The following is an 18,491-nucleotide window of genomic DNA, read 5'->3' as shown; positions in this document are numbered from 1 at the left end:
AGAGCAATGAAGAGACGTATTATCCTGGTGCGGCACAGCGACGAACCTGCCGACGACCGTGTGTTCGCCTACCTCCAGCAAAGCGGCTACGAGCCCGTCTTGCGTCGAGCCTATGCCGGAGAGGTGCTGGACGTTGATGAGGATGTCGCGGGCGGCGTGGTCTACGGCGGAATGTACAATGTCTACGACACGTCACTGCATCCATTCTTGCTGAACGAGTACCGATTTATCGACTTCTGCATGAGCTCCGATATCCCCTTGCTCGGCATCTGCCAGGGCGCGCAGCAGATCGCCTGGCATCGCGGTGCTCATGTCGGTCCGCCGGTGAGCGGCGTGCACGAATTTGGCTGCTATCCACTCTACCCGACAGAGGGAGCGGAGGATTTTCTGTCCGAGCCGATCCATGTCACGCAATCACACTGGCACGGCTTTGAATTGCCTGAAGGCGCTCGGCACCTTGCTTCGAGCGCCTCGTTTCCCAACCAGGCTTTTTGCATTGGTGATAAGATCTACGGACTGCAGTTCCATCCGGAAGTCACGCCTACAGGATTTCGACGTGTGCAGGACCGCCCGACCGCGAACTATGACAAGCCGGGCGCGCAGACGCGTGAAGAACAGGATCGTCTTATAAGCCTGCATGGTGCAGCGCAGGCCTCCTGGTTTAACGGGTTCCTGCGTAAACTTTTTCCGCCTTTGATCTGATTGGTCGACGACGATACTGCCGCAAGTTGGAGCGATCCGCACGGGATCGTTAAATTGCTCGGCATTTCCGGTACCGGATCGCAATTTCCTCTCGCTACACCGGTCATGTCTAAGGCTTGAGGGAGCCGGAATTGAAAATCACAACCACCGCCAACCCGACTCCGCCGGCACGTGATGCTTCGGCGGGTTTATCACCGTCAGCCGAATCCAGACGCATCAGCGACGATGTCGCGCAGGCGCGCCACACCGCTATGTCGGCGCTGACCAATGACCGCTTCCGCGCCATGCTGGAGCAGATTTCCGATCCGAGCGCATCCGGCGCGCTGGCAACAATGCGCGGCGACAACGTGGTTGATTTCAAGTCGGCCCTGTCAAGCTACGCCGACAACAGCGAATAACCGCAAAGGAAATCGCGTCAGGCGCGGCTGCGCCGCCGCTCGCGGCGGGCTTCGCTGGTCTCGGCGGTGTTTGCCGTCGCCACCTTGTTGCGCATCGGGCCGATGCGCTCGACGATTTTTTCGACCGTCGGGCGATCCGCCCTGGTGTGGGCGTCGAGCGCCTTGCGCATCGCGGCCAGATGCTGGAACGAGGTGCCGCAGCAGCCACCGATGATCTTGGCTCCGCCATCCACGGCGAGCCTGACATAATCGGCCATCAGTTCCGGCGTACCGGAATAGTGGATCTCGGTGCCACGGAATTCGGGAATGCCGCAATTGCCCTTGACGATGACAGTCGCCTCCGGCTTGGCCTCGGTCATGTCGAGCAGCGAGGCCAGGATGTCGGAAGCGCCGACGCCGCAATTGGCGCCAACCCCGAGCGGTGCTTGCGACAGGCCGTCGGCGACGCCGTGGATGTCTTTCGGCAGCAGGCCCATCATGGTGCGACCGGCGGTGTCGAACGAGCCGGTATAGGTGTAGGGCAGGCCGACGCGTATGGCGGCTTCGGCTGCCGCGCGGATCTCGTCGGGCGCCGACATCGTCTCGATCCAGGCGACTTCGGCGCCACCCTCCTTGAGACCCTCGATCTGCTCGGCAAAGGCGTCAACCGCCTCGTCATAGGTCATGGCGCCAAGTGGCACGAGCAATTCCCCTGTCGGACCGACCGAGCCGGCGACGATCACCTTGCGGCCGGCCTTGTCGGCGACGGCGCGGGCGATCTCGGCTGCGCGCTTGTTCAGCGCATGCACGCGGTCCTGCGCATGGTGCAGTTTCAGCCGGTGGCGGGTGCCGCCGAACGAGTTGGTCAGGATGATGTCGGCGCCTGCGTCGACGAAATTCTGGTGCAGGCTGGTGATGGTGTCGGGCGCGGTTTCGTTCAGCAGTTCCGGCGCCTCACCGGCCTCCAGACCCATGGCGAACAAATTGGTGCCCGTGGCGCCATCGGCCAGCAGCACGCCCTTTTCAGCCAGCAACGCATCGATCGGATTGCTCGTCATCGGATTGGCTTTCGTGTCTTGGAATTCGAACATGTCTGGAAATTCGAATAAGGATATAAAGAAGTCTTTATGTCTAGTCAATGAAAATGCGGCGCTGAGTGCTCAGGCAGAGCCTGATGCGAACGACATACCGGCGAGGTTGCGTGCAAAGGCTGCCGCTTCGTGCGGATTAATGTCGGCGGCGCGGATCAGATTGTCGAAATGTCGGGTCAAGGCCTGGACCGGCTGAGTGGCGTTCAGCACCACATACATGTCGCCGACATAGATGGCGGCGCGATAGGGGCCGAATATGGTCAGCGGGATGGAATAGCGCATGCGGCCGTCATAGAGGAACAGGCGGAAGGTCGGATAGAGGTCGTCGAGCAGCGTCGCCATATGGGCAAGCTGCTGCTGGCGGTCGGCCGCCGGGAAACGGTCCCACACGCCGAGACCGCGGGCGAAGATCTCCAGCGTGTGGCGCGGCATGCAGACTTCCATGTCGGTTTCCGGCCGCCGGTTGTACTCGATGCGGTATTGCGTTTCGCTGGCCTGCGCCAGTCGGCTCCTGTTGGTGATGTTGGCCTCATAGTCGACGAGCGCGCGGGTGCGCAGGAGATCGGGAATGCCGGCAGGCACATAGCGGATCTTGGTGCCCGCCGCTTCCGCGAACCATTTGGCGAGCAGCGTGCGGTCGAAACCGTCGGGCGCTTCCTCGATCTCAAGGCTCTCGCGGATTTCGCCGGTCACGCCTTCATCCTGGCTGAGGCCAAGCAGCCAGTCTAGCGACACTTTGAATTCGGCGGCGATGTTCAGAAGCGTTTCGGCACGTGGCAGGCGGGTCGAGGCACCCGACATCAGTTGCGACAACGCCGACCTGTCGATGCCGACTGCTGACGCAAAAGCCGACTGGTTGAGGTCGGATCGTGTCAGGAGGAGCTTCAGACGCTCCCGGAAGATCGTCGACAGATCGCGCTTGTCCATGGCCTCGCCCTTATCCTCCGTAGGAAAAATTTGCGCCGGAGTTAAGCTAATTGGTGCCCGAGGCGTAAATGAATCCCTAAGATTGTTTACAATGTGCAACATATGCGGTCCAGAATGCGCAGTCGCAACATTTTGTGCACTTTGTCGCGTTGAGTGGAATCATCTCTCCTGACACAATGCTGTCAGGAACCAGTTGGGGTTCCGGCGACTGAGGGACAGTGGTCGATAGCATGGCTGGCAAGAGCATCCGTCGAAGCAGCAGACCGGCCATCGAATGGCCGACGGTGGTTCTCGCTCTCTTCTGCTACGGGACATGGTTCGCCGCCGGCTTCTTCCTCTGGCCATCGTATCCCACAGCAGCGCTGATCGTCATGGCCGTCACGCTGGCATTGCAATCCTCTATCATGCATGAGGTGCTGCATGGGCACCCGACCCGCAACGGCCTCGTCAATGAAGCTTTCGTCTTCTTGCCGATCGGCCTCGCCTGGCCGTTTCGCCGTTTCAAGACTATTCACCTGCGCCACCATGCGGACGAGCGGCTGACCGATCCTCTCGACGATCCCGAGAGCTATTATCAGGCGCTCTGGATGCACGAAGAAATGCCGCCGCTGATGAAATTCGTGCTGAAGGTCAACAACACCATGGCAGGTCGCCTCGTCCTGGGGCCATGGCTGTCCTGCATCGGCTTCTTCATCGATGACGCCAAGCATGTGATTGCCGGAGACAAGGCGATCCGCAAGGCCTGGCTGCTGCATGCGATCGGCCTTGCCGTGGTGCTGCCGGTCGTGCAGTTCGGCTTTGACATGCCGGTTTGGCTCTATGTGTTGGTGCCGGTCTGGCTCGGCCAGTCGCTGATCTCGATTCGCACCTATGCCGAGCACCAATGGTCGGAGCATCCGGAAGGCCGCACGGTGATTGTGGAGCGCTCGCCGCTGTCATTCCTGTTCCTCAACAACAATCTGCACTTCGTCCATCACAAGAGCCCGACCATCGCCTGGTACCGGCTGCCGAAGCTGTTTCGTGACCGGCGGGAGGAATGGCTGCGGATGAACAATGGCTATGCCTATCCGAACTATTTCGCGCTGCTCAGATCCTATGCCTTCAAGGCCAAGGAGCCGATCGTGCATCCGGTTCTGCGGCGCGCGCCCGAGCCGGGCAGGGCGTTCAAGCCGCGCGTCAGGGCGCGCAGCATCAGTGGGCTTGGCAGCGCGCCGGTTCCCGCCGAACCGCCCAAGGAATAGTATCCGCGTGTAGAGTGGATACCGTGTCGGCCAATTCTGATTGGGCGCCGCGTTTTTGCGATCCTTTATCCCGGCATGGTGGTTTGATATCGCATGAGCGAATTGATTGCGGCGTTGCCGATGTATGACTGGCCGGAGGCGCGCGACGAGGTCGATGCCCAATGGGCGTCGTTGCGCGATGCCTTCCGGCGAAAGGGTATCGATGCGCCGCAATCCATCGTGCGCCGCAATGGCGACCTGCCGCCGGTGCCGGGCGGCATTCGGGACGGCGAAGGTAAACTCGTCGCGCCCAATCCGACGACCCTGCCGCCGGACGAACTCGATTTCCACAAGCTCTGGATGCATCCGGCGCTGCTGTTCGCGCAGACCTGCTGGGGGCCGATGGAACTCGGTCTGTCCCGGCATGTGCAGGTGGTCGGCCAGCCAAGCTATGATGCCTATGAAGGCGGCCAGGGCGAACTTTATTCGAGCGCGCTGGTGATGCGTTCGGGCGAGGGGCCGGAGGTTCGTTCGCCCGCCGATGGCAAGGCCTTGCTGCCGCTCGACCTCATCCGGGACAGGCGCTTCACCTTCAACAGCCTCGATTCCATGTCGGGCATCATCGCGCTGACACGCGACCTGAAAGCGGCCGGCGAAAACCTGAACATATTTTCGTCGCGCAGCGAAAGCGGCGGTCATCGCGACTCGATCGTGGCGGTCGCCGAAGGCAAAGCGGATGTTGCCGCGATAGATTGCGAAAGCTGGGCGCTGGCACAACGTTTCGAGCCGGCGGCGCAAACTGTAAGGATCGTCGGCTGGACGGGAAGGCGCAAAGGCTTGCCGTTCATCACCGCCAGGACGACGCCGGAAAAAAACGTGCGCGCGATGCGTGAAGCCCTTGCCGGGCTAGCCGAGCAGCCTCCGATCCAACGGGTAGGTTGAAAGCTTTTCGTTGCCGGTGTCGGTGATCAGGATCTGTTCCTCGATCTTGACACCCTCTCGACCGCCAAGCCGGCCGATATAGCTCTCCACACACAGCACCATGCCCGGTTCCAGCACGCCGTCGGGTGTATCGGATGTCCAGTCGCTGGCATGCGGCAAGGTCGGATATTCGTCGGCCAGTCCGACGCCGTGGTAGAGCACGCCGTAGCGAGTTGGGAAGCAGTCTCGAGGCGGTACAGCCGAGCGTTCGACCAGATCGCGGAACGAGACGCAGGGCTGCATCAAAGCGGTGTTGTACTCGATCTGGTCGGCGGCGATGCGGAACAGGTCGCGCTGTTCGTTGGTCGGCTTTGTGTCGCCACAGAGCCAGGTGCGCGAGAGATCGGCGCAGAAGCCGTAGGGGCCGATCAAATCGGTATCGAAGGCGACGAGATCGCCCGCCTCCATGATCCGCGACGAGCATTCCTGGAACCATGGATTGGTGCGCGGTCCCGACGTCAGCAGCCGGGTCTCGATCCATTCGCCGCCGCGCGCGATGTTGCCGCGATGGAGTTGCGCCCACAAATCGTTCTCGGAGATACCGGGCTTGAGCGCCTGTTCCATCTCGCCCATCGCTGCCTCGCAAGCGACGACGGCGCGGCGCATGGCAAGGATTTCATCCGGCGATTTGATCAGCCGCGCGTTTTCCATCACCGCCTCGCCATTGCCGATGGAAATGCCAAGGCGGTGGAGTTCTTCAACACCTTCCGGATTGATGTGGTCGACGGCGATGCGGTTGTTGCCGCCGCCATGTGCCCTGACCAAATCGGCGATACCGGCGGCCCAGCGGCGGACTTTCTGCTCGGTCAGTTCCCCACCATAGAGGTACATCCACGACACCGCCGGCCGCACTTCGTCGACGATGCCGGAATGATCGGACAGGTGCTCACAGGAAAAGTAGTCGAACAGCACCACCGGACCCTCGCTGGCCACGAAGCAATGCCGCGTCGGATTGTGCGCGACCCAGAGCTGCATGTTGGTCGAGTCGGTCGCATATCGGATGTTGACGGGATCATAGAGCAAGGCGCCGGCATAGCCGCGGCGCTTCAGCTCGGCGCGGATGCGCTCGAGCCGGTATTTTCGCATTGCCGGCAGGTCGGGCGCGGCAATACCCGCCGCCGCCCATTCCGCTTCGGCTTGCGCGCCATAGCCCAGCACATGCTGGTTGAGCGAAGCCGCCTTTTCGCGGGAGGCATCGCGCAACGCCTCGATCGAGCCTGATACAAACGGCATGATCTTGCGATGGCGGCCGAAGCTTCCCTTTGGCGCCCCGCTGTCCATCGGGCCCTCAGGTCCGCATCTTCTCGCCGCTTGGGTCGAAGGGCGCCTCGACATTGATGCGGGCCGGGCGCCGAGACCCAAGAATCTCGATCTCGAACAGGCCCGCGCTTTCATCCTCGGCAAGGGCGCCCGGCACATAGCCTTGCGCCATCGACTTTTGCACGTAATGCGCATAGCCGCCCGACGTCACCCAGCCGACCACGAGCCAGTCGCCGTCGACGATGCCGCGCACGGCGGACGCGCCTTCCGCGGCCTTCGAGCCACGTATTTCCTTGCCTGATGTGTCGAAGCGCGGCGCGCCATAGCCATGCGGCTTTTCAACCGTGCCGTAATCCTTGCCGACCTTGGCCCAGATAGGCTCGTCGCCCATCACGTCGGCATCGGCGGCCTCGACGATGAAGGAGACACGGCGCAGTTTAGGCCCTTGCGCCTGTTCCTTGGCTGCGGCTTCACGGCCGATGAAATCGTTCTTCTCGAGCTTGATGAAGCGGTCCATGGAGCCTTCGAACGGCCCATAGATCGGCCGCAACTCACGGAACCAGGTCGGGAAATTTTTTTCCAGGCGCATCGACAGCAAGGCGCGCATGCCGAAATCGACGATCCCGAATTCCTCGCCGGCGTCCTTGATCGCCTTATAGACAAGGCGCTCATAGGCTGGCGCCATCCAGATCTCGTAGCCGAGGTCTCCGGTATAGGTGATGCGGTTGACTAGGCAGGGCGCGCCGCCGACCGCCATCTCGCGGAAATCCATGAAGCGGAAGGCCTTGGTCGAGATGTCGACATCGACCAGCTTCTGCAGGAGGTCGCGCGACTTCGGGCCGGCGATCGACAGGCCGACCAGTGTCTGGTCGAAACGGTGGATGCGCACCGAACCATCCTTGGGCAGGTGCTTTTCGAACCAGCGCATGTGGTATTTCTGCGCGGCCGACGAGCCCCAGATCATGAAGCGGTCTTCACCGGCCTTGGCGATGGTGAAGTCGCCGATCAGCTTGCCGAACTCGTTGATCATCGGTGTCAGCACGATGCGGCCGGTCTTCGGCATGCGGTTGGTCATCAGCCGGTTGAGGAACTCTTCCGCGCCGGATCCCGACACTTCGTATTTGGCGAAGTTGGCGATCTCGGTGACGCCGACGCGCTCCCGCGTGGCGCGCACTTCCTCGCCGATCGGTCCAAAGTCGTTGGAGCGGTGGAAGGAGACGACGTCTTTCGGCTCGCTGCCCTTCGGCGCGAACCAGAGCGGGGTTTCGAGACCCCAGGAGTCGCCCATCACGGCATTGTTGGCGAGCATCGTGTCGTAGAGCGGCGTCGTCTGTGCGGGACGAGCCGCCGGCAGCTCCTCGTTGGGGAATCGGATGGAGAAGCGGCGCGAATAGTTTTCGCGCACCTTGGCGTTAGTGTAGCGCAGCCCAGCCCATTCGCCGAAGCGGGCGACATCCATGCCCCAGACGTCGAAGCCCGGATCGCCATGCACCATCCAGTTGGATAGAGCAAGGCCGACGCCGCCGCCCTGGCTGAAGCCGGCCATGACGGCGCAGGCGCACCAGAAATTGGTCAGGCCTTGCACAGGGCCGACCAGAGGATTGCCGTCGAGCGCGAAGGTAAAGGGGCCGTTGATGATCTGCTTGATACCGGCCTTTTCGATGCCAGGGAAATGCTTGAAGCCGATTTCCAGCGACGGCGCGATGCGGTCGAGATCGGGCGGCAGCAGTTCATGGCCGAAGTCCCACGGCGTGTTGACCGGCGACCACGGCTTGCAAGCCTTTTCATAGGTGCCGAGCAGGATCCCGTTGCGCTCCTGGCGGGTGTAGATCTCGCCCTTGAAGTCAAGCACACCGATCATTTCGCGACCGGTCGACTTGTTGAACTCCTCGACTTCCGGCATCGGCTCGGTCAAGAGATACATGTGCTCCATGGCCAGTACCGGCAGCTCGACGCCGACCATGCGGCCGATCTCGCGCGCCCACAGACCGCCGCAGTTGACGACGTGTTCGGCGTGAACCGTGCCCTGTTCGGTGACGACGTTCCAGGTGCCGTCCGGCTGCTGTGTCAGGTCGACCACGCGGTTGCGCAGCACGATTTCGGCGCCGAGTTTTTTGGCCGCCTTGGAATATGCAATGGTGGTCCCGGAGGGGTCGAGATGGCCTTCGACCGGATCCCACATGGCGCCGACGAAATTGGTCTCATCCATCAGCGGGAACATCGCCTTGGCCTCGGACGGCGTGATCAGTTCGGTGTCCATGCCGAGATAGCGGCCTTTGGCGTGGGCAAGGCGCAGGAAGTCCATGCGTTCGGGCGTATCGGCCAACATCACGCCGCCGGTCAGGTGCAGCGAGCAGGACTGGCCCGAAATCTCCTCGATCTCCTTGTAAAGCTGGACCGTATAGGCCTGCAGCTTGGCGACGTTCGGATCGCCGTTCAGCGTATGGAAGCCGCCGGCCGCATGCCAGGACGAGCCGGAGGTTAGCTCCGAGCGCTCGATCAGCATGATGTCGGTCCAGCCGGCCTTGGCCAGGTGGTAGAGCACCGAGCAGCCGACGACGCCGCCGCCAATGACAACCGCTTTAACGTGGGATTTCATGAGGATAGTTCCGTTTTCGTGTAAACTGAATCAGATATTTTGAAGACCCCGACCCGCTTTGCAGCGAAACCGAACGGCCCGGAGAATGGTCTGTCTAGAAATCGGTCGGCGCGCCGCCTTCGGTCGTGCGCTTCGCAACAAAGGCGTTGAGCTCCTCGCGGATGGCGGGATCCATGTAAGGCTCGTCATAGGAGGCCAGCCGCTCTTTCCACACCTTGTTGGCCTTTTCCATTGCCGTTGGCGAGCCGGCTTCCGCCCAGGTTTCGAAATTGCGCCAGTCCGAAAGGATGGGCGAATAAAACGCGGTCTTGTAGCGGTCTTGCGTGTGCTGGGTGCCGAAGAAGTGGCCGCCGGGGCCGACCGACTGGATGGCGTCGAAGCCGAGCGCTTCATCGGAAAGGTCAAGCGGGGTCAGGAATTCGGCCACCATCTGCAACAGGTCGATATCCAGAATGGTCTTCTCGTAGGAGCAGCGCAGGCCGCCTTCTAGCCAGCCGGCCGCATGCATCATCAGGTTGCCGCCGCCCTGGACCGCGCCCCACAGCGAAAAGACGCTCTCATAAGCTGCCTGCGCGTCGACGGTGTTGGCGGCGCAGGTGTTGGAGGTGCGGTAGGGGATCTTGTAGCGGCGGGCGAGCTGGCCCCCGACCAGTTGCGCCTTCATGTATTCGGGCGTGCCGAAGGCCGGTGAGCCGGACTTCATGTCGACATTGGAGGTAAAGCCGCCATACCCGACCGGTGCGCCCTTGCGCACCATCTGGGCGAAGGCAATGCCGGACAGCGCCTCGGCATTCTGCTGCACCAGCGCCCCGGCGATGGTTACGGGCGCCATCGCTCCCGAGAGGGTGAAGGGTGTCACGATGACAACCTGGCCCTTGCTCGACATCTGGATGATGCCTTCCATCATCGGAACGTCGAGCTTGAGCGGCGAATTGGTGTTGATGATGGTGAAGACGGATGGTTCCGCGAGCAATTGCTCATGGCTGATGCCGCGCGCGATGCGGGTGATCTCGATGCCGTCGACATTGCGCTCCTTGCCGAGCGAATAGATGTGGAACACCTTGTCGGTCAGCGTGGCGAGGTCGCGGATGCATTCGAGGTGACGAACCGATGGGTGGATGTCGGTCGGCTCGACCGGATAGCCGCCCGTGCAATTCAGGATGTTGTGCATCTGCGCCAGCCGCAGGAAATTGCGATAATCCTGCTGGTTGCCGGGCCGGCGGCCACGATCGATGTCGGAGCAATTGGGCGCCGAAGCCATCATCGAGATGATCAGATTGTCACCGCCGAAGCGCACATTGTGCGCGGGGTTGCGGGCATGGATGGTGAATTCGGACGGGCAGTTCGACACCAGTTCCAGGATCATGTCGCTGTCGAAGCGCACCCGCTCCGAGCCCTCGCGTACGTCGGCGCCATGCGCCTTCATGATGCTGCGTGCTTCGTCGTGCAGGACGTCCACGCCAATCTCGCGCAACACCCGCAAGGAGGCGAGGTGGATCGATTCCAGCTCATCCTCGGACACCAGCTTGGTCGGCGTCAGCGGATTCTTCAGTTGGCGGAAAGCCGGCTGCTCGAACGCGGCCGAGCCACCGGCGCGTTTGCCGGCGCGACCGCCACGGCGGGCACGGTCGGGCGCCAATGCCGGTTCTGAGGGTTGTAGGGCGGCGGTCATGATGGTCCTCGTAGGATGCGATAACGGGCGGCATAATGGACCGGCGCCCCTCCGGCCATTGCGGAGGCGGCGACCACTAGAGCGAGGGAAGCGACATGCCGGAACGGCAGCCAGGTGGCCGCGACATTCGCCCTGGCCACACCGGCGCGCCGGCAGGCGCCTGAATGAGGCCGTCGGATGGTGCAGATTTAAAAAGACGTTACAGTACCGTCTTTTACTTCTGACATACTTGCGCGTTGAACTGTTTTGGAGGGACAGCCATGCCTGACGTCGTCAAAGTGCGTGCCGCGACAAACAACGAAGTCGCGTTCCTTTCCTGGGATCTTGACGGGATGATCCCAGGCTGCCTCGGTTTCGAGATCGTGCGCCTCTATCCCGATACAGGCGAGGAGCGTTGCCTTGCGTCCTGGGTGCCCTTCAAGGGTCAGCGCAATGCCCGATGGATTCCGCAGGATACGGGTGTCTGGCCGGTACAGAAGACATTCTGGCGCGATTTGACTGTCAGACGCCGCCGCGACAACATAGACGTCAGGCCGGACGGCGAAATGATCGCCTACCGCGTGCGTCCCGTCGGGGGCATGAAGCCGGGCCTCGATCCCGTGCCGGTGCGCCCCGATCAGGTCGTCGGCGGCAAACCCGCCTATACCGGACCGGCGCGACCCCTTGGCTATCTCGGGCAGGGCGCGGTCAGTCCGCCAATCTTCCTGGGCCAAATGTTCGGCAAGGCACGCGTTGCCTTCACCAACGGCGTGCTTTCGACGCAATGGATGTCTCATGCGCTGGCGGAAGCCGGCATCAAGGTCGGCCAGCGCGACAAGATCAGGGCGGTGCTGCAAGACCCGACCAGCAAGATCCGCGCCTATCTGCATGGCGACGTGCCTGACGTGCTGACCAGCCTGTTGAAACGGGCCAAGGCCGAAGGCGGCACCGTCAGGCTTGCGCTCTATGAGCTCGGCGACGACGAATTGTGCGACGCCATTATCGCGGCCAGGGATGTAGTTGAAGTCATCCTGTCCAATTCGGGCAGGGATGACCAGACCAAGGCCTGGGATGCCGGCAACGCACCCTACAGGAAGCGTTTGCACAATGCTGGGGTCGTGGTGACGGACCGCCTGTTCAACAACAACCATATCGGCCACAACAAGTTCGCCGTCTACCGCGACACCCAGGGCAATCCGCAAGCGGTTATGACCGGCAGTACCAACTGGACGTCGACTGGCATATGCGGCCAGTCCAACAACGCTTTTGTCCGCGACGATCCGGCGATGGCGGAGGTATTCGATGCCTATTGGGAACGCATGAAAGCCGATGTGTTTCCGCCACCGGCTTCGGAAAGTGCTGCCGGCCACGTCGTGCAGACGCAGGGCGTGCCGTTCCGCAAGGAGAACCACATGCCAAACCCGCTCAACGGCGCCTCGGTGGTGTTGGACGGCATGACAGTGTGGTTTTCGCCCAACGACCCGACCCGCAACAAAAAGGACATTTCGGTGCGTCCGGTTGACCTCCAGGACGTCTTTGCCCGCATCAAAGCGGCGAAGCGGGCCGTGCTGTTCCTGGTGTTCAACCCTTCGCTGCTCGGCGAAAGTTCGATCGTAGACCAGGCGGTTGCGGCGGCGAAAGCGGATCCGAACCTCATCGTGCAGGGCGCGATCAGCGACGAGACGGCCATGCCCAACTATGTCGCTCCGACCAAGGATCCGGTCACCCACAAGTCGAACAAGGACGGCAAGTCGCCCTTTGTCTATCCGGAGAAGGTCTGGGAGGCCCCGAATGTCTCCATCGTAAGGGCGGCGAACCTGACCGGCGCCACGATTGCCACGGATTTCCAGGCCGAAGTGCTCACCGTGGGCCACGCGATCGTGCACGACAAGATCGTTGTCATCGATCCGATGGAGGACAACGCCACCGTCATTACCGGCAGCCACAACCTCGGTTACAAGGCGTCCTACGAAAACGACGAGAATTTGGTCATCGTGGAAGGCGACAAGACCTTTGCCGCGGCCTATGCCGTGCACATGCTCGACGTCTTCGACCACTATAAGTTCCGGGCTTGGCGCAGGACGATCGGCAAGGGGCCGTCCGATGCTGATGGGATTGCCATCGACGACAAGTGGCTGAAGCCTTATGCGGACGGCAAGAAAGGCGCAATCGCCCGCTACTTCCCGTAGCCATCGCGTCTGCATCAAAGATTCGTTCATTCGGGACCGATTGGCGTCGGTCGGTCGGTCGATTTCCTTGGTGCAAGCGGATCTCCGGTCCGGCTCTTCTCTTTCTCCGGTCGAACCAGTAGCTAGTCTTGCTTGCTGGCCGATGGCCGCACTCACATGGATGACGGCATGGTCGCGACCGGCTCGAGCGAAGGCGAAGCGGGAACGCAATGGGCGGCGCTCGCGGGCGTCACCGCCGCGTTGGCCATGTTCGGAGCGGCGCAAGGGTTGAGCTCGCCGCTGTTCACGCTCCTGATGCAGAAGCAAGCCATGTCGCCCGCCCTGATCGGCCTGTCGGCCGCGATGATGCCGGTTGGCCTCATCCTTTCGGCCTCTTTCGTCCCGGCTGCCGTGCGGCTGTTCGGGGCGCGAAATCTGGCGGTTGGCTGCTCGCTGATCGGGGCGATGTGCTTCCTGGGCATCGGTTACCTCCAGAATTGGGTGGCCTGGTACGTCATCCGATTCATCATCGGCATCGTCATCAACCCGCTCTATGTGCTGGGCGAAGTCTGGGCGCTGTCGCTGGCGTCGCCGTCGCGGCGCGGGCGAGTGATGGGCGTGTTCAACACACTAATGGGCGCCGGCTATGCCGCCGGCCCCTTTACGCTCACTCTGGTCGGCATCGAGGGCTGGGCTCCCTTCAGCGTCGGCATCGTTGGTTTCCTGCTCTGTGCCATCATTTTGCGCCTTGTCTCCTCGAAGCTCGCCGGTTTCGAGGATGACGGCCAGCCTGCCGGCAGCTTTGTCGGTTTTGCTCGGCTGGCGCCGGCGCTGTTGCTGGCGGTGCTGGTCTCGGCCGCCGTCCAGCAAAGCACCTATGCCCTGGTTCCTGTGTTTGGGGCCGGCTATGGCTTGCCGGAGGCGGTGCTCGCCGCGCTGGTGATGTCGCTGTCGCTGGGCAACATCCTTCTGCAGATTCCGCTCGGCCTGCTCGCCGAACGCTTCGGTGGCCGACCGATGATCCTGGCCTGCGCCGTCGCGACGACCATATGCGCTGTTCTGCTCCCACTGCTGATCACCACACCACTGATCTGGGGCGTGCTTCTGGTGATGGGCGCGGTCGGCTACGGTGTCTACACGATGGCACTGGTCGAACTCGGCAGCCGCTTCAAGGGTTCGCTGCTGGTCACCGGCAATGCGGCGTTCGCCTTGCTATGGGGCGTCGGCGGTATCGTTGGTCCGCCGGGCGCGGGCCTGCTGATGCAGGCGATCGGGCCGGTGGGGTTGCCAACCGTGATCATTGGCCTCGACGCTTTGCTGGTCGCCTTCGCGCTCTATAGATCGGCCAACCGCTGAGGCTCCTGACAGGGTTTGGCTGGAGCCGGGCATCCGTTCGGGCCGCGGGGCTTACCGCCGCCGGGCCGAACCGGTAAGTCTGCAACCGCGACAGCAGTATGGATCTTGAACTGGTGGACACGAGAAGCGACGAGACGATGCAATGGGCGGCGATCACCGGTGTGATCGCGACCGTGTCCGTTTTCGCCATCGCGCAGGGCCTTTCCTATCCGCTGCTGAGCTTCATCCTGCAGCGCCAGGGCGTCTCGCCGGCGATGATCGGACTGTCGGCTGCCATGACGCCGATCGGGTTCATCGTCTCGTCGCCAATCATTCCAGCGCTGGCGAGGCGGTTCGGAGCAGGGCGCACGGCTCTCACTTGCGCGGCGCTTTCGGCTGTCGTGCTGGCGCTGATCGGCTGGACGCAGAACGTCTATCTCTGGTTTCCGCTGCGCTTGCTGATCGGCGCCGTGACCAACCCGCTCTATGTGCTGAGCGAAATCTGGGTGATCGCCCTGGCGCCGCCGGCCCGGCGCGGCCGCATCATGGGCCTCTATTCAACGATCATTTCGGCCGGCTTCGCCGCCGGCCCGCTCTGCCTGCTCGCCGTCGGCACGCAGGGCTGGCGCCCGTTCCTCGTCGGCATTGCCGCCTTCGTGCTCTGCGGCTTCTGCCTGGCGTTGGTGGTCAGGCGCCTGCCCAGGGTGGACGAGGCCGGGCACCAGGTTTCGGTAATGGGTTTCATGCCTCTCGCCTGGCTGCTCCTGTCGGCGGTGGTCGTGGCCGCCGGCTTCGAGCAGGCGGTGCTGGCGCTGCTGCCCGTCTACGGCACGCATCATGGCATCGCGGAGGCTCGCATGTCGGCGCTGCTGTCGGTCATGATCGCCGGCAACATCGCCATGCAGGTTCCGCTTGGCCTGCTGGCCGAGCGGCTGACGGCCCGTCTCGTACGCTTCATCTGCGTACTGCTGACGCTGTTTGGCTGCGTGCTTTTGCCGATGCTGATCGAAACGCCGCTGATCTGGCCTTGCGTCTTCGTCTGGGGGGCTGTGTCCTACGGCATCTACACGATGTCGATCATCGAACTTGGCGAGCGCTTCACCGGTTCGGCGCTGGTTGCCGGCAATGCGGCATTCTCCCTGATGTGGGGTGTCGGCGGCATTCTGGTCCCGCCGCTCACCGGCGGCGTGATGGATGTGCTCGGCGCGGGTGGCCTGCCGGCCACGCTTGGTGCGATCTGCGCCATGCTCGCAGGCGCCACCGTCGTGCGAAGACGAGTTGTGTAGCCGTTGCCTGAACTATCGGGATGCTCCCGAGCTGCTCTGCCGCCTGAAAATAGCCCAAAGGTCACAATCGGCATGATGCTCTTCGGGGTACATCTCATGTAGCAAATTCCGAATGTTCACGGCTCGATGGAAGTCATCAATCAGTCCGACGCTTGATAGCTCTGCGTTTGCAAATACGTCGGCGAATCCGCCGCAATTGCTCAATGCGCTGGTGCCGACATCCTTGTCCAGCAAGTCATAGCCCATGAAGGCGAACTCATCCCAACCGAGTGAGCGCACGTCCACCGTGGGTCCGCGGATAACCCCAAGGATATTGAGGTTGCCGGTATCGGGCAGTTCCGAGAGGAGGAAATCCAGGTCGACGAAGAAATTGAGCATGTTGTCTTCGCAGACGATGTGAGGCCAGTAGTGATCCTTGATTTGTGGGAGTGCAAACGGGCAAAGTATCCCGTCGAGTGTGACCACCTCGGTTAACTGAGTGAGGCCCGACCACTCGATATACTCATTCCATCCGCTCCCGGATGGGCCAAACTTTTCCATCGCAATGTAAAGTTGTTGCATGGGTGTCCTCGCGGGCTGCGCCGTAGGCCGATCTATCGCGGCTACTAAGTCTGCTGGTTTTACGTGTTCCTGTTGAATGTCGGTAGCGTCGTGCCGATGTTTGTGGCACCGAGCTTGACGAATTTTTCGGAGACCACATGACCAATTCGATCGCACAAACGCAGCTACATTCAGTTGGCGAGATGCAGGACCCCTTCCTCTGGCTGGAGGACAGGACAAGCAAGGAATCGCTCGACTGGGTGCATCGCCAGAACGAGGTCACTGTGGCGGAATTGCAGGGCGATCCATCCTATGAGGCGTCATTCCAGACGGCTCTCGACCTGATGACGGCCGAGGACAATATCGCGGTTGGCGCGGCGATCGCCGGTCATGTCTACAATTTCTGGCAGGACAAGACCAATGCGCTCGGCCTGTGGCGCCGCACGACGGTCACCTCCTACAAGACCGACAAGCCCGACTGGGAGACAATCATCGACTTCGACCAGCTGGCTGCGAAGGAGGGGATAAAATGGGTGTTCGGCGGCGCCGTCAGGCTCTATCCCGATTTCAACCGCTGCCTGGTCTCGATGTCGCCCGATGGCGGTGATGCCAGCGCGATGCGCGAGTTCGACATTGCTGCCAAGTCCTTCGTGAAAGGCGGTTTTCAGGCGCCGGCCTCGAAATCGGGCTTCGGCTGGCTGGACGAGGATACGATCATCGTCTCGGCCGCTTTCGAAGAGGCCGACAAGACAGAGTCCGGATATCCGCGCGTGGTCAAGCTCTGGAAGCGCGGCACAAGGCTGGAAGAGGCGACCCCGATCTTCGAGGGAAAGACCGAGGATCTTGCAGTTGGCGCCGGTGTCGAGTTCGACGGCGAGAAGCGTCACCTGTTTCTGGCGCGGACACTCAACTTCTTCGCATCGCACAGTTTCCTGCGCCTGCCTTCGGGAGAGAACCGTCGCATCCCGCTGCCCGACGACGTCACCGACACCTCGCTCTTTCGGGATCAACTGGTGTTCGGGGTGCGCACGCCATGGACGGCGCCGGACGGCACCGCATGCCAGCCGGACGGGCTTTACTCCTTCGACTTCGCGCATTGGATCGAAACCGGCGGTTTTGGCGCCATCGAAACCTTGTTGGCGCCGGCGCATCGGGTTTCCATTGCCGGGCTGGCTAGAACACAGGACCGCTTGTTCATCAGCTTGATGGACAATGTGCGCGGCAAGGTTCTCGTCTGCGAGCGCGAGCGCGGCGCCTGGTCGCTGAAGTCAGTCGTGCTGCCTGAAAACGGCACTGTCGGCATCAGCCATGCCGAGCATTTCGGTTCCACGGTCTCCTTTTCCTTCACCGATTTCCTGACGCCAAGCTCGATCATCTGGTCCGATGACAATGGCGAGACGCTGGCGACCGTGAAATCGCAACCGGCCCGCTTCGATGCCTCGCCGCTGATCTCGGAGCAGTTCGAGGCGCGCTCGAAGGACGGCACGATGATCCCTTATTTCGTCGTCCGGCGGCGCGACCAGAACGGTCCGGTGCCGACGCTACTCTACGGCTATGGCGGTTTCGAGGTGCCGCTGTTGCCCGGCTATGCCGGCGTGCGCGGCAGGCTGTGGCTGGAGAAAGGCAATGCATATGTGCAGGCCTGCATTCGCGGCGGCGGCGAGTTCGGACCGGCCTGGCACCAGGCGGCGCTGAAAGGCAAGCGCCAGAACGGCTTCGACGACTTTTCGGCGGTGGCCGAAGATGTCGTCAGGCGCGGTATCGCCACGGCTCAATCGCTCGGCATCCAGGGCGGCTCCAATGGCGGCCTGCTGACCGGCGCTTCGCTGACGCAGCATCCCGAGCTTTTCGGCGCCGTCATCATCGAGGTGCCGCTGCTCGACATGCTGCGCTACACCGAATTGCCGCCGGGCGCTTCGTGGATGGCCGAATATGGCGATCCGTCAAAGCCGGAAGACGCCAAGTGGCTTTCCGCCTATTCGCCCTATCAACATGTCAAGGCCGACGCCGCCTATCCGCCGGTGCTCTTGACGACCTCGACCGCCGACGACCGGGTCCACCCCGGCCATGCGCGCAAGATGGCGGCCCGCCTGCAGCAGGCAGGACACGGCAAGACGCTGTTCTTCGAGGAGACCGAAGGCGGACATGGCGGGCGCGGCGACCGCCGGCCGCAGGCGGCGCAGACGGCGATGAAATATGTCTTCCTGCAGCGGGCACTGAGCGGAAAAGCCTGACCTCATCCCCATGGCACCCCTGAGCAAAGGGTGGTTCACCTCGACCGGCCTTTGCTCTAAGGTACCTTCATGGCTCTCGCTAGACTATCAGCTCGCGCATTCCGGGTCGCGGTGACACCG

14 protein-coding genes are annotated in these 18,491 nt (G+C 62.3%); 8 read left to right on the top strand and 6 right to left on the bottom strand.

Annotated elements, in window-relative coordinates; genetic code table 11:
• The first annotated feature begins 6 nt into the window (after positions 1–6).
• The gene (locus ACVWWD_RS23790; RefSeq protein WP_457103448.1) at positions 7–702 is read left to right on the top strand and encodes a glutamine amidotransferase-related protein; all 696 of its coding nucleotides are present in this window, start codon (positions 7–9) and stop codon (positions 700–702) included.
• Positions 703–818: 116 nt separating this feature from the next.
• Entirely contained in the window at positions 819–1,100 is a 282-nt protein-coding gene (locus ACVWWD_RS23785; protein ID WP_084056048.1) for a hypothetical protein, read from the top strand.
• Positions 1,101–1,117: 17 nt separating this feature from the next.
• Here ACVWWD_RS23785 and bmt read toward each other — a convergent pair whose 3' ends face one another.
• Together bmt and ACVWWD_RS23775 are read right to left on the bottom strand one after the other, a co-directional pair.
• Positions 1,118–2,170 carry a betaine--homocysteine S-methyltransferase gene (gene bmt, locus ACVWWD_RS23780; RefSeq protein WP_352548498.1) on the bottom strand — a complete coding sequence of 351 codons (1,053 nt, stop codon included), beginning with the start codon at positions 2,168–2,170 and terminating at the stop codon, positions 1,118–1,120.
• A gap of 69 nt (positions 2,171–2,239) precedes the next feature.
• A complete protein-coding gene (locus tag ACVWWD_RS23775; RefSeq protein WP_352548496.1) occupies positions 2,240–3,097 on the bottom strand; it encodes a helix-turn-helix domain-containing protein in 858 nt (285 codons plus the stop codon).
• Between the two features lie 230 nt (positions 3,098–3,327).
• Here ACVWWD_RS23775 and ACVWWD_RS23770 point away from each other — a divergent pair, with 230 nt between their 5' ends.
• Together ACVWWD_RS23770 and ACVWWD_RS23765 are read left to right on the top strand one after the other, a co-directional pair.
• Complete coding sequence (locus tag ACVWWD_RS23770; protein WP_352548493.1) at positions 3,328–4,338, top strand: fatty acid desaturase; 1,011 nt, start codon at positions 3,328–3,330, stop codon at positions 4,336–4,338.
• 93 nt (positions 4,339–4,431) lie between these two features.
• Positions 4,432–5,259, top strand: coding sequence for a phosphate/phosphite/phosphonate ABC transporter substrate-binding protein (locus tag ACVWWD_RS23765; RefSeq protein WP_352548491.1), 828 nt, complete (start codon positions 4,432–4,434; stop codon positions 5,257–5,259).
• Here the strand turns inward: ACVWWD_RS23765 and ACVWWD_RS23760 are convergent.
• The 3 genes from ACVWWD_RS23760 to ACVWWD_RS23750 all read right to left on the bottom strand — a co-directional run bounded on the left by ACVWWD_RS23760 (position 5,224) and on the right by ACVWWD_RS23750 (position 10,829).
• Positions 5,224–6,579, bottom strand: a complete 1,356-nt coding sequence (locus ACVWWD_RS23760) for a M24 family metallopeptidase (RefSeq protein ID WP_352548489.1) — start codon at positions 6,577–6,579, stop codon at positions 5,224–5,226. The genes ACVWWD_RS23765 and ACVWWD_RS23760 overlap by 36 nt on opposite strands.
• Positions 6,580–6,586: 7 nt before the next feature.
• Positions 6,587–9,157: a GcvT family protein gene (locus tag ACVWWD_RS23755; RefSeq protein WP_352548487.1), complete on the bottom strand. Its 2,571-nt coding sequence runs from the start codon at positions 9,155–9,157 to the stop codon at positions 6,587–6,589.
• Between the two features lie 94 nt (positions 9,158–9,251).
• On the bottom strand, positions 9,252–10,829 hold the full coding sequence (locus tag ACVWWD_RS23750; protein ID WP_023783115.1) for a trimethylamine methyltransferase family protein: 1,578 nt from the start codon (positions 10,827–10,829) through the stop codon (positions 9,252–9,254).
• A gap of 260 nt (positions 10,830–11,089) precedes the next feature.
• On the opposite strand from ACVWWD_RS23750, the gene ACVWWD_RS23745 reads away from it, so the two are divergent.
• The 3 genes from ACVWWD_RS23745 to ACVWWD_RS23735 all read left to right on the top strand — a co-directional run bounded on the left by ACVWWD_RS23745 (position 11,090) and on the right by ACVWWD_RS23735 (position 15,597).
• Positions 11,090–12,997 carry a phospholipase D-like domain-containing protein gene (locus ACVWWD_RS23745; protein ID WP_457103447.1) on the top strand — a complete coding sequence of 636 codons (1,908 nt, stop codon included), beginning with the start codon at positions 11,090–11,092 and terminating at the stop codon, positions 12,995–12,997.
• A 168-nt stretch (positions 12,998–13,165) separates the two neighbouring features.
• The gene (locus ACVWWD_RS23740; RefSeq protein ID WP_023791725.1) at positions 13,166–14,332 is read left to right on the top strand and encodes an MFS transporter; all 1,167 of its coding nucleotides are present in this window, start codon (positions 13,166–13,168) and stop codon (positions 14,330–14,332) included.
• 137 nt (positions 14,333–14,469) lie between these two features.
• Positions 14,470–15,597 carry an MFS transporter gene (locus tag ACVWWD_RS23735; protein WP_245273774.1) on the top strand — a complete coding sequence of 376 codons (1,128 nt, stop codon included), beginning with the start codon at positions 14,470–14,472 and terminating at the stop codon, positions 15,595–15,597.
• 12 nt (positions 15,598–15,609) lie between these two features.
• Here ACVWWD_RS23735 and ACVWWD_RS23730 read toward each other — a convergent pair whose 3' ends face one another.
• The gene (locus ACVWWD_RS23730) at positions 15,610–16,158 is read right to left on the bottom strand and encodes a hypothetical protein (protein WP_352574377.1); all 549 of its coding nucleotides are present in this window, start codon (positions 16,156–16,158) and stop codon (positions 15,610–15,612) included.
• Between the two features lie 137 nt (positions 16,159–16,295).
• Between ACVWWD_RS23730 and ACVWWD_RS23725 the strand changes: the two genes are divergently transcribed.
• Positions 16,296–18,371 (top strand): prolyl oligopeptidase family serine peptidase, encoded by a 2,076-nt coding sequence (locus tag ACVWWD_RS23725; protein WP_352548480.1) that lies wholly within the window; start codon positions 16,296–16,298, stop codon positions 18,369–18,371.
• Positions 18,372–18,491 lie beyond the last annotated feature (120 nt).

Source organism: Mesorhizobium sp. URHB0026, from assembly GCF_054059755.1.
The sequence above is the reverse complement of the archived record's forward strand: the minus strand, read 5'-3'. Positions and strand labels throughout refer to the sequence as shown.